This is a genomic window from Streptomyces sp. DH12 (genome assembly GCF_020873895.1).
In the GTDB taxonomy this organism is placed as follows: domain Bacteria; phylum Actinomycetota; class Actinomycetes; order Streptomycetales; family Streptomycetaceae; genus Streptomyces.
Genome location: NZ_JAHWGT010000012.1, coordinates 178,801 through 190,197 on the forward strand (window position 1 = coordinate 178,801; position 11,397 = coordinate 190,197).

General features: G+C 73.3%; 8 protein-coding genes. 3 read left to right on the forward strand and 5 right to left on the reverse strand.

Features of this window, described 5'->3' with window-relative positions; genetic code table 11:
• Positions 1–428 precede the first annotated feature (428 nt).
• Positions 429–1,091, reverse strand: coding sequence for an HAD family hydrolase (locus tag LPA54_RS13785; RefSeq protein WP_228977303.1), 663 nt, complete (start codon positions 1,089–1,091; stop codon positions 429–431).
• Positions 1,092–1,361: 270 nt separating this feature from the next.
• Positions 1,362–1,868: a hypothetical protein gene (locus LPA54_RS13790; protein WP_228977267.1), complete on the reverse strand. Its 507-nt coding sequence runs from the start codon at positions 1,866–1,868 to the stop codon at positions 1,362–1,364.
• Between the two features lie 583 nt (positions 1,869–2,451).
• On the opposite strand from LPA54_RS13790, the gene LPA54_RS13795 reads away from it, so the two are divergent.
• Positions 2,452–2,841 carry an Rv3235 family protein gene (locus LPA54_RS13795; protein WP_228977269.1) on the forward strand — a complete coding sequence of 130 codons (390 nt, stop codon included), beginning with the start codon at positions 2,452–2,454 and terminating at the stop codon, positions 2,839–2,841.
• Between the two features lie 88 nt (positions 2,842–2,929).
• Here the strand turns inward: LPA54_RS13795 and secA are convergent, their stop codons facing one another.
• Positions 2,930–5,737: a preprotein translocase subunit SecA gene (secA, locus tag LPA54_RS13800; protein ID WP_228977270.1), complete on the reverse strand. Its 2,808-nt coding sequence runs from the start codon at positions 5,735–5,737 to the stop codon at positions 2,930–2,932.
• 253 nt (positions 5,738–5,990) lie between these two features.
• On the opposite strand from secA, the gene LPA54_RS13805 reads away from it, so the two are divergent.
• Together LPA54_RS13805 and LPA54_RS13810 are read left to right on the forward strand one after the other, a co-directional pair.
• On the forward strand, positions 5,991–6,653 hold the full coding sequence (locus LPA54_RS13805) for a GNAT family N-acetyltransferase (protein ID WP_228977272.1): 663 nt from the start codon (positions 5,991–5,993) through the stop codon (positions 6,651–6,653).
• 360 nt (positions 6,654–7,013) lie between these two features.
• On the forward strand, positions 7,014–8,183 hold the full coding sequence (locus LPA54_RS13810; protein ID WP_228977274.1) for a winged helix-turn-helix domain-containing protein: 1,170 nt from the start codon (positions 7,014–7,016) through the stop codon (positions 8,181–8,183).
• Positions 8,184–8,285: 102 nt separating this feature from the next.
• Here the strand turns inward: LPA54_RS13810 and LPA54_RS13815 are convergent, their stop codons facing one another.
• Together LPA54_RS13815 and raiA are read right to left on the reverse strand one after the other, a co-directional pair.
• Positions 8,286–9,056, reverse strand: a complete 771-nt coding sequence (locus LPA54_RS13815) for a response regulator transcription factor (protein ID WP_228977276.1) — start codon at positions 9,054–9,056, stop codon at positions 8,286–8,288.
• A gap of 194 nt (positions 9,057–9,250) precedes the next feature.
• Entirely contained in the window at positions 9,251–9,991 is a 741-nt protein-coding gene (gene raiA, locus LPA54_RS13820) for a ribosome-associated translation inhibitor RaiA (RefSeq protein ID WP_228977277.1), read from the reverse strand.
• Positions 9,992–11,397: the final 1,406 nt, after the last annotated feature.

Consider the following 11,397-nt stretch of genomic DNA (forward strand, 5'->3'; position numbering starts at 1 on the left):
GCGGCGGGGGAACCGGGCAGGAAGGATCAGCGTCCGCCCGGGCACGGTGGCACACCGGGCGCCGGCCGGGGGCTCCGCTGCCCCCAGGGCGTATGGCGCTGATCACGGGTCCAGGCTATCGCTCCTCACCCCCCGGTCGTCATGGGCCGGTGGAGTACAAAAGACCGTGGCCGAATTTGACACTTCGGACAGCGACAGGAGACGCCGGACCACGCTCACGCGCCGCCCGCGAGGCGAAGGCCCTCCCGGCCGCCGCGCGGGGCTGCGGTACGGGGGTCCTAGGCGTGGGTCGGGGCCGGTCCGGCGGTCCGGCGAGCCGACGCCCCGGGCCGGGCGGGGCGGCGGGGCGGGAGGGGCGGCGGGCCGGTGCCGGGCGGCCGGGCGGCCCGGGCGCGGCGGGGGTCACCGGCCGGGGGCACCGGCGGGGGTCAGGCGACCAGGTCCTCCGCGACGGCCACGGCCTCCGCGAGGCTGTCCACGACCGGCACGCCCACCGACTCCAGGCTGGCCCTGCTGTGCGAGCCGCCCGTGTACAGGACGGCCCGCGCCCCCACGTGCGCCGCGGCGAGCGCGTCGTCCGCGGCGTCGCCGATGACCACGATCCGCTCCGGCGGGACGCCGTCGAGGGCCCGCAGGTGGCGCACCATGTGCGCGGCCTTGCCCGCCGTCGAGCGGTCCGTCCGGCCGTCGACACGGACGAACCACTCCTCGATGCCGTGCCGCCGCACCAGCGGGAGCAGCCGCTCGTGCGGGGCCAGCGACAGCAGCGACTGCGTCCGGCCCAGTCCGCTCCCGGCGGCGAGCAGCTCCGCCGCGCCGTCGGTCAGCCCGCACGCTTCGGCGCGGGCCCAGTAGTGCCGGTGGAACGTCCCGTCCATGACCTCCCACTCGGCCTCGTCCGGCAGCCGTCCGAGCAGCCGCTGGTAGAAGACGGGGATGGGGACGCAGTACAGCTCGCGGTAGCGCTCCAGCGTGATCGGCGCGATGCCGAGCTCCTCGAACGCGGCGTTCGTCGCCTCGATGACGGCGGAGATGTCGTCGAGCAGCGTGCCGTTCCAGTCCCAGACGAGATGCGTCCCGCGCCTGCCCATGCTCTCCCCCATGCCGCCCTGCGTCCCTGCCGCGCGTTCCCGCGGGCCCGCGCCGTGCCCGTGCCCTTGCCTGTGCCGTGCCCGTGCTGTGCCTGTGCCGCGTGCCGGCCCTGTGCCGTGTCGCGTGCCGTACGGGCCCGCGTTCCGTGCCTGTGCCGTGCCTGACGTCCCGCCTCTTCGCGGCGGCGGGGCCGAGCCTCTCGGGGCGGCCCCGGACACGGGTGATGCCCTCCCCCGCGGCGGGTCATGCCCCGTGTGCTCCGCGCGCCGTCAGGCGATGAGGTGCGGGACCTCCTGCACGCCGTACCAGAGCAGCTCGTGGTCCTCCGCACCGTCCACGGTGAACTGCGCGTCGTCGTCGCCCATGTCGGCCGCGCCGAGCGCGGCCGCGGCGGCGGTGACGTCCGCCTCGGCCTCGTCGGAGTCGGCGTGCACCGCGGCGGCCTTGGCGAGCGGTACCGGCCCGGTGACGCGCACCTCGCCGACCGCGCCCGGGTCGAGCCCGCCGTCGGGGTCGGCGGTCGCGGCCCCGTCGGGGACGTCGACGGCGACGACGACCCGGCGGCGCGCGGCGGCCGGGTCGGCGGCCAGGAGGCGCAGCGAGGCTGCGGCGGCGCGGCTGAGGGCCGCGTACTCCAGCTCCTCGATGTCGTCGGAGACGTACCACTCGCGCAGCCCGGGCGTGACGGCGTAGGCGGTCAGGGGGCCGCTGCCGAGGGTGCCCGTGCGGTGCGCCTGCGCGAGACCGGGGAGGGTCGAGGGAACGTACACGCGCATGACAGGCCGCTTTCGTAGTCGGAAGACGCCCTCAGGATACGTGCGCCGGTCCCCCTTCGGGGGCCGGTGCCCCCCTCTCCCGCGGTCCACTCGGCGCCTCACGCGACATGCGTCCGGCCGGGCGCGCCGGGGCCCGCATCACCCGGATAGGTGAACGTCACCCGAGGTCGGGAGGGGTGCCGGGGCGCGTTGCGACGGGGTCGGCGGCCCCCGTAGAAGTGGCCCACCGCGAAGTTACCTATCGGTACTACCTCCGGGTAGTCCGGTCGACGGAAAGGCCACGCCGATGACCAGCACCCCCGCACCCGTCTCCGCACCCGTCTGCGTCCCCACGTCCGCACCCGGGTCGGGACCGGCACCCGTCCGTCCCGCCGGGAGCGGCCCGCAGGGCTCGGGGGGGTTCGGCGGCGCCGGGGCCGCGGAGCCGCCCCGGGTTCCCCGGGCGCGGGAGGCGGGCGCGGTGGGGCGCCCGGCCCGTGCGGCGGGCGGGCCGGGCGGCCGGCGGGACGCCCGTCGCCCGGGCGACACCCGGCGCCCGGGCGATGCCCGACGTCCCGGCGGCGGCGCGCGGCCCGGTGGGGGCGTGCGCCCCGGCGGGGCCGGCCGGCCGGGTGAGGGCCGTCCGCGCGCGCTGCCGCCGCACGTGCTGTTCGCGGAGCGTCTGCTGGCCGTCCTCACCGGGGAGCGGCCCGTCCACTGGATGCTGGGGCAGACGATCGGCGAGGCGTACGAGCAGCTGATCCACCTCGCCCCCGCGAACCCGCTGCGCCCCACCGGCGCCGCCGGCCCCTCCCCCGGCCGCCGGGCGCGTCCGGTGCTGCGGCACTGCGCGGGCTCGCCGCTGGGCCCCGGCGTGGTGGAGGCGTACGCCAGTGTGTCGGCGGGCGGCCGGGTCCGGGCCATGGCGTTCCGTCTGGAGCTGGGCACCGACCGCCGCTGGCGCTGCGCGGCCGTCGAACTGGGCCCCGCCTGACATGCGGAAGGCGGGGCCGGCACGCGCCCGGGAGCGCGTACCGACCCCGCCTCACGACGTGGACCGTGGCCGTGGGAGCGGCCGGCGGCTACTTCTTGCGGCGCCGGCCGCCCTTCTGGGCCTTCCGGCGCTCGGCGCGCGTCATGCCGTCGGCCTCGGCGGGGGCCCCGCCGTTGTCGAAGTCACCCTCGACGACGCCGCCCTCACCGTCGACGGTCGGCGCGGAGAAGTGCAGCCGGTTCGGGCGCTGCGGGGCGTCCAGGCCCTTGGCGCGGATCTCGGGGCGACCGGCGCCCGCGGGGACGGCCTCCTCCTTCTCCAGCGACGGGCGCTGGGCCGCCTCCACCGGGACCTCCTCGACCTGCTGCTCGACCTGGACCTCCAGGTTGAACAGGTAGCCGACGGACTCCTCCTTGATGCCGTCCATCATGGCGGTGAACATGTCGAAGCCCTCGCGCTGGTACTCGACCAGGGGGTCCTTCTGCGCCATGGCGCGCAGGCCGATGCCCTCCTGGAGGTAGTCCATCTCGTAGAGGTGCTCGCGCCACTTGCGGTCCAGGACCGACAGGACGACCCGCCGCTCCAGCTCACGCATGATCTCCGAGCCGAGCTGCTTCTCACGCGCCTCGTACTGCTCGTGGATGTCGTCCTTGACGGACTCCGCGATGAACTCCGCCGTGATGCCGGCGCGGTCGCCCGCGGCGTCCTCGAGCTCCTCGATGGTGACCTTGCACGGGTAGAGCTGCTTGAACGCGCCCCACAGCCGCTCCAGGTCCCACTCCTCGGCGAACCCCTCGACCGTCTCCGCCTGGATGTAGGCGTCGATGGTGTCGTCCATGAAGTGGCGGATCTGGTCGTGCAGGTCCTCGCCCTCCAGGACGCGGCGGCGCTCGCCGTAGATGACCTCGCGCTGCCGGTTGAGGACCTCGTCGTACTTGAGGACGTTCTTGCGGGTCTCGAAGTTCTGCTGCTCGACCTGCGACTGGGCCGACGCGATGGCCCGCGTGACCATCTTGTTCTCGATCGGCACGTCGTCCGGCACGTTCGCCATCGCCATGACGCGCTCGACCATCTGCGCCTTGAACAGCCGCATCAGGTCGTCGCCCAGCGACAGGTAGAAGCGGGACTCGCCCGGGTCGCCCTGACGGCCGGAGCGGCCGCGCAGCTGGTTGTCGATGCGGCGCGACTCGTGGCGCTCGGTGCCCAGCACGTACAGGCCGCCGAGGTCCTTGACCTCCTCGGACTCGGCCTTGACGGCCAGCTCCGCCTTCTCCAGCGCCGCGGGCAGGGCCGCGACCCACTCCTCGGCGTGCTCCACCGGGTCCAGGCCGCGCTGGCGCAGCTCCGCCTCGGCGAGGTCGTCGGGGTTGCCGCCGAGCTTGATGTCCGTACCGCGGCCGGCCATGTTCGTCGCGACGGTGACGGCGCCCTTGCGGCCCGCCTGCGCGACGATCGACGCCTCACGCTCGTGGTTCTTCGCGTTCAGCACCTCGTGCGGGACGCCCCGCTTCGACAGCTGCTGCGACAGGTACTCGGACTTCTCGACCGACGTCGTGCCGACGAGGATCGGCTGGCCCTTCGCGTGCTTCTCCGCGATGTCGTCGACGACCGCCGCGAACTTGGCGACCTCGGTGCGGTAGATCAGGTCGGACTGGTCCTTGCGGACCATCGGCCGGTTCGTCGGGATCGGCACGACGCCCAGCTTGTAGATCTGGTGGAACTCGGCGGCCTCGGTCATCGCCGTACCGGTCATGCCGGACAGCTTGTCGTAGAGGCGGAAGAAGTTCTGCAGCGTGATCGTGGCGAGCGTCTGGTTCTCGTCCTTGATCGGGACGCCTTCCTTCGCCTCGATCGCCTGGTGCATGCCCTCGTTGTACCGGCGGCCGGCGAGGATACGGCCCGTGTGCTCGTCGACGATCATGACCTCGCCGTCGATGACGACGTAGTCCTTGTCCTTCTTGAACAGTTCCTTCGCCTTGATGGCGTTGTTCAGGTAGCCGACGAGCGGGGTGTTCACCGACTCGTAGAGGTTGTCGATGCCCAGCCAGTCCTCGACCTTGGCGACGCCCGACTCGTGGATGCCGACGGTGCGCTTCTTCTCGTCGACCTCGTAGTCGCCGGTCTCCTCGATGCCCTTCAGCGCGTTGCCCGGCTCGCCGCGCTTCAGGCGCTGCACGAGCTTCGCGAAGTCGCCGTACCACTTGGTCGCCTGGTCGGCGGGGCCGGAGATGATCAGCGGCGTGCGGGCCTCGTCGACGAGGATGGAGTCGACCTCGTCCACACAGGCGTAGTTGTGGCCGCGCTGCACCAGCTCGTCCTTCGACCACGCCATGTTGTCGCGCAGGTAGTCGAAACCGAACTCGTTGTTCGTGCCGTAGGTGATGTCGCAGTTGTACATCTCACGGCGCTGCGTCGGCGACATGTTCGCCAGGATGCAGCCGACCGTCAGGCCCAGGAACTGGTGGACCCGGCCCATCATCTCGGAGTCGCGCTCCGCGAGGTAGTCGTTGACCGTGATCAGGTGCACGCCCTTGCCGGACAGCGCGTTCAGGTACGCCGGGAGCGTGCCGACGAGGGTCTTGCCCTCACCGGTCTTCATCTCCGCCACGTACCCCAGGTGCAGGGCGGCACCGCCCATCATCTGCACGTCGTAGTGGCGCTGGCCGAGGACGCGCTTGGCCGCCTCGCGCACGGTCGCGAAGGCCTCCGGGAGCAGGTCGTCGAGGCTCTCACCGTCCTGGTACCGCTGCTTGTACTCGTCGGTGAGGGCGCGCAACTCGGCGTCGGAGAGGTTGACGAAGTCCTCTTCGATGGAGTTGACCTGGTCCGCGATGCGGTGCAGTTTGCGCAGGATCTTGCCTTCGCCTGCACGCATGAGCTTGTTGAAGACGGACACTGAGGCTGGTCTCCTTGCCGGTCGGGCCTGGCACTGGGTCTTGTCATGGACACTGGCACGGGCACGGCAGGTGGACCCCACCGCAACGGTCATCGTAAGCGAGGACCCCGCCGCGTCGGGAGGTCCACACCTTTCGAGGAACGATTGCCGGGGCCGGCGCCGCCCTCAAGGAGAACGCGCGGGACGCGCCGAAGGTGCCGCCTCTCACGAAAAGTGTTCGTTCCCGGTGACCGCGACGCACGAGAATCCCGTCATGGAACCCGTCACCCTCCTCTCCGAACGCCTGGTGCTGAGCACGTTCACCCCCTCCGACGCCGAGGAGGTCCGCGCCGCCGTCCAGGACCCGGCGATCCGCCGCTGGATACCGCTCCCCGACCCGTACGGCCCCGCCGAGGCGGAGGACTTCGTCGGCCGGTACGTCCCCCAGGCATGGCGCGACGACACCGAGTACACCTTCGCCGTCCGCCCCCGGGACCGCGACGACGCCCCGCTCGTCACCTCCGCCAGCCTCCACCACCCGCGCGCCGGCACCTGGGAGGTCGGCTTCTACACGGTCGCCGGGCACCGCGGCAGCGGCTACGCCACCGAGGCCACCCTGACCCTGGCCCACTGGGCGTTCACCGCCCTCGGCTGCTCCCGCCTGGAGTGGCGCGCCGAGGTCGGCAACACCGCGTCCCGCCTCGTCGCCGAGAAGGCCGGGTTCACGGTGGAGGGCGTCCTGCGCGCCGGCCTCGACCACCGCGGCACCCGCCGCGACTGCTGGGTCGCCTCCCTCCTCCCCTCCGACCTCGGCCTCCCGGCCCCCGTACCGCACCTGCCACCCTCCGCCGCTCCCACCACTCCCGCTGCTCCGGCTGCTCCGGCTACTCCCGCCGCTCCCGCTCCCGCCGAGCCCGCGGAGCCCGCCGCCTCCTGACGTCCACGGCCGCGCCCGCCGCACGGGAGCGGGCCGCCCATCAGGCACCGACGTGCCGCCCCTGGCCGCGCACTGCCGCCTCCCCGACCCTCTGCCGCCCTCAGCCGCCCTCAGCCGTCCTGGGCGCCGTCCTGTGCCGTCCTCCGACGGCCCCCTGCCGGCTTCCGCGGCTCTCCGCCGCCCCTCCGCCCCTCCGCCGGTCTCGGCCGCCACCGACCCGCGCGTCAGCCGCTCCGGTGCCGCCTGCCCGCCCCTCCGGCGCCTTCCGCCGGGCCGGCCCCGGGGCGTAACCGCCGACCGCCGCGGCGTCCACCAGGGGCGCCCGCCAGGGGTGTCAGTGCGGAGTTCTATCGTGCGGTCATGACGACGATGACGCCGCGTCCCACGACAGAGCTCTCCGCCGACGAAGCCCGCCGTATCGCGCTGCGCGCCCAGGGGTTCCTCGGCGCCCCTGACCGGCGCGCCGGAGTGCGCGGCGTCCTACGGCACCTGGGCGCCGTCCAGTTGGACACCATCTCCGTCCTGGCCCGTTCCCACGAGCTCGTCCCGTACGCCCGCCTCGGCGCCGTGGGCCGCACCACCGTCGACGCCGCGTACTGGACCGACCGGCACGCCTTCGAGTACTGGTCGCACGCCGCGTGCATCCTGCCCATCGAGGAGTGGCCGCACTTCGCGTTCCGCCGCCGCGCCTACCGCCGCCGCCCGCAGTGGTCCCACGACCTCCCCGACGGCGCCTACGAGGCGGTCATCGCCCAGCTGCGCGCGGAGGGGCCGCTGACGGCGACGGAGCTGGGCGGCGCGAAGAACGGCGGCGAGTGGTGGGACTGGTCCGCCTCCAAGGTCGCCGTCGAGCGGGCCCTGATGTACGGCGAGGTCGTCTGCACCGAGCGGCGCGGCTGGAAGCGCGTGTACGACCTGGCGGAGCGCGCCGTCCCGAAGGACCTCCTCCACGACGAGCTGGACGACCACGAGTGCCTGCGGCGCCTGGTGCTGCTCGCCGGGCGGGCCCTCGGCGTGGGCACCCGCGCCGACATCGCCGACTACCACCGCATCCGGGGCGAGGAGTTCGACGCGGTCGTCGCGGACTCGGGGCTCGTACCGGTGCGCGTCGAGGGTTGGGACAAGCCGGCGTGGGCGGACCCGCGGGCACTGGCGAGCGAGCCGCGCGGACGGCACCGCACGACGCTGCTGTCGCCGTTCGACTCGCTGGTCTGGGAGCGGGCCCGCACGGAGCGGATCTTCGGCTTCACGCACCGGCTGGAGGCGTACGTGCCGAAGCCCAAGCGCGTCCACGGCTACTTCGCGATGCCCCTGCTGGCGGGCGGCAGGCTCCTGGGCCGCGTCGACCCGGCCCGCGAGGGCAGCACCCTGGTGGCCCGGCAGCTGTCGCTCTCCGGCCCCAAGGCGGTGGCGCCGATGGCACGGGCGCTGCGCGAAGCCGCGGAGTGGGTGGGCTGCGACGCGGTACGGGTGGAGCGGTCCGACCGCCCGGACCTCACCCCGGCGCTGGCGGCTGCCCTCGAAGCCTGAGCCCCCACCGTCCCGGCGCGCGCCCCGGCGGGCAGCGGCCGTCCGGCTTCCGCCGGGCGCCGGACCGCCGGCGCGGGGCCGCCGGGGCACGTGGTGCGCCGCTCAACGGATCTCGAGGATCTTCTCCCGCATCGCGTACACCACGGCTTCCATCCGGGAGTGCAGCTGGAGCTTCTCCAGGATGTTGCGCACGTGGTTCTTCACGGTGTTCTCGGAGATGAACAGCTCCTTGGCGATGTCGCGGTTGTTCATCCCCGTGGCGACGAGCTTGAGCACCTCCAGCTCGCGGTCGGTGAGCCGCGGCGCCGGCACGAGCCGCCGGTCGTCGGTGCGCTGGATCATCGACTTGAACTCGGTGAGCAGCTTCGACGCCATGGAGGGGCTGATCTGCGACTGCCCGTCGGCGACCGCCCGGATCGCCGTCGCCACCTCGTCGGTGGAGATCTCCTTGAGCAGGTATCCCGTGGCGCCCGCCTTGATCGCGTCGTAGAGGTCGGCCTCCTCGTCGCTGATCGTCAACATGATGATCTTCGCGCTGGGGGCGACCTCCTTGATGGAGGTGCACGCCTCGATTCCGCCCCGCTTCGGCATGCGGACGTCCATCAGGACGATGTCGGGCAGCAGGTCGGCCGCCTTGTCGACGGCCTCCGCGCCGTCACCGGCCTCCCCCACGACCTGGATGTCCTCCTCGTGCGCGAGGACGATCTCCAGTCCGCGGCGGAAGAGCGCGTGGTCGTCCACCACGAGAACCCTGATGGGCTCCTTGCGGGGCGCACCGCTCCCCCTGTCACCGGGATCGCCGTGCGCGGCGTCCCCCCGGTCCGGGGCGCCGGAGCCGCCCGGATGATGCACCGGGCCGAAGCTGTCCGCCATCGTTCCTCCCCCTGCAGGCCGGGGCCCTGAAGTTCACGGTCGTCGCACCAACCCCGCTCCGCAAGGGACGGGTTGGCCACGCGCCGCCATGATTCCATGCCCCGGCACCCGCGCGGTGATCCTTGGGTGGCACGGGGGTGCCCCCGGGGGCGCAGGGGGCGCTCTCCGGGGGCACCGCGACACGTCGTGGCCCGTCAGCCGCCGAGCGCTCCGCCCGCACCGCCGCCCTCGGTCCCGGCCAGCGGGTCGTTCTCCAGATGGATGACGCCGTAGTCGTAGGCGTGGCGCCGGTAGACGACGCTGGGCTGCTTGGTCTCCGCGTCGACGAACAGGTAGAAGTCGTGCCCGACGAGCTCCATCTCGTACAGCGCCTGGTCGAGCGACATGGGGGCCGCCCGGTGCGTCTTCTCACGCACGATGAGCGGGCCCTCGCCCTGCACCTCCAGCGACCCGATCCTGGTCGTGGGGACCGTCTCCTGCTCCTCGTCCAGGACGGCGACTCCCGCCCCGTTCAGCCGGGCGACGCCCGGCACCACGTCGGCCACCTCGGCGGCCGTGATACGGCCGGCACCGCGGCGGGTGTGACGCTTGTCGTGCTGCTTGCGCAACCGCGCCTCGAGCTTGGCGGTCGCGAGGTCGAGCGCTGCGTACGGGTCGGCCGCGGCTGCCTCCGCCCGGATCACCGGGCCTCGGGAGTGAAGGGTGATCTCCACGCGGTCACACCTGTCGGCCTGCCGCGGGTTGTGTTCCTTGGACACCTCGACGTCGAGGCTGATCACCTTGCCGTCGAGCTTCTGGATCTTCTCCAGCTTCAGCTTCTCGGCCACGTGCTTGCGGAACCGCTCGGGCACCTCGGTCTTGCGGCCCTTGACGACGATGTCCACGCAGAACTCCGTTCCCGGATCGCTCCGACCAGCGCATCCGCTGGTGAGCATCTCCCTTTTGCACCAGACCCCGGTGAGCGCCGGGGCCTCGGACTTGGCGACTTAGACGTCCTCCTCCCCAATCGACAAGATCCCCACCCCGCAAACGTCGATGTGCCGACCGGCTCCGGATTCAGTTCGGACGCAGGGCTGCGCATTCGGTGAAGGGCGGCATTCGCCATTCCTGTACCACCGAACATAGCTCGCCCGGGCGGATGTCGGCACCCGCTACCAGCACAAACCTTCGTTCAGACGTTTTACACGCCCTCACTACCTGCAACGTTGCAACTTCCTTGTCAGTTCCGGTTTGTTTCGAACGATTGTGGAGAAGCAGCAATGACAGCGGCGCTGACCCGCGGCGCCGCTTCGACGCGCCGATTCGCGACTGCGGCATGGTCCGTCACTTCCGTACGACCGGCCACTCCGCCCACCTCCGATCGGCGCAATTCCCTACCGGATGCCGTAACCGCCCGCCCTGTTCGCATCGCGACGGGTGACGCGCTCGGGCCCCACCCGGGTACCCCCGGGGCGCCCCACCGACACCCCGGGACACGAACCCCGCAGCCCTCACCGGCGCCACCGGCCCCCGCGACCTCGCCGCCCTCCGGAGGCCTGCCGTGGCCCGTGACCCCGCCGGAGCGGACCGCCTCGGGCGCACCCGGCACGGGAGGAGCGCCAGCGCCCGGCCCGCCGGCCGCGTGGCAGGACGAGGAGCCGACGCAGGCCGTGCCGGCGCGTCCGCAGACCGCTGATCCCACAGGGCCCGGCGGGGCCCCCGGGCTCACCGGGTCCAAAGGGTCCAGCGGGCGCAGCGAGGGACCGGGAATCGTCCCGCCCCGGAAGGGCGCCCCCGCAGCGGTGCCCGTGCCCACGCACCCGAGCCCGGCGCCGGCGCCCAGGCCTTCGGCCCCGGCCGCGGCCCTGGAACCGGCCCCGGCCCTGGAACCGGTTCCGGCCCCGGTCATGGCGCCGGAACCGGTCCCGGCTCCGGTCGTGGCGCTGGCGCCGACCCCGGCTTGTGCGCCGGCTTCAGCTTCGGTTCCGGGAGCGGCACCGATACCCGCCGCGCGCAACGCCCTCGCCGCCTCGGCCAGCGACGCGCCCGTGGTCATCAGGTCGTCGACCAGGATCACCCGGGCGCCCACGAGGAGCCGGGTGGCGCCGGGCGCCACCTCCAGGGCTCCGGTGAGGTTGGCGAGGCGCTGCCGGGCGTCGAGCCCCGCCTGGTCGGCGACGGCGCGCCGGTGCCGCAGCGCGGGTACCGCCCGCGCGACGGTGCCGGTACGCCGCAGTTCTCTCGCCGCCGCGCAGGCGACGCGCCGCACCGCGTCGTGGCCGCGCGCACGAACCGCCCCGCGCACCGACGGCACGGGAACTAGCACCAGGGGAGGGGCCCCCTCCCCTGGTGCTAGTTCCCG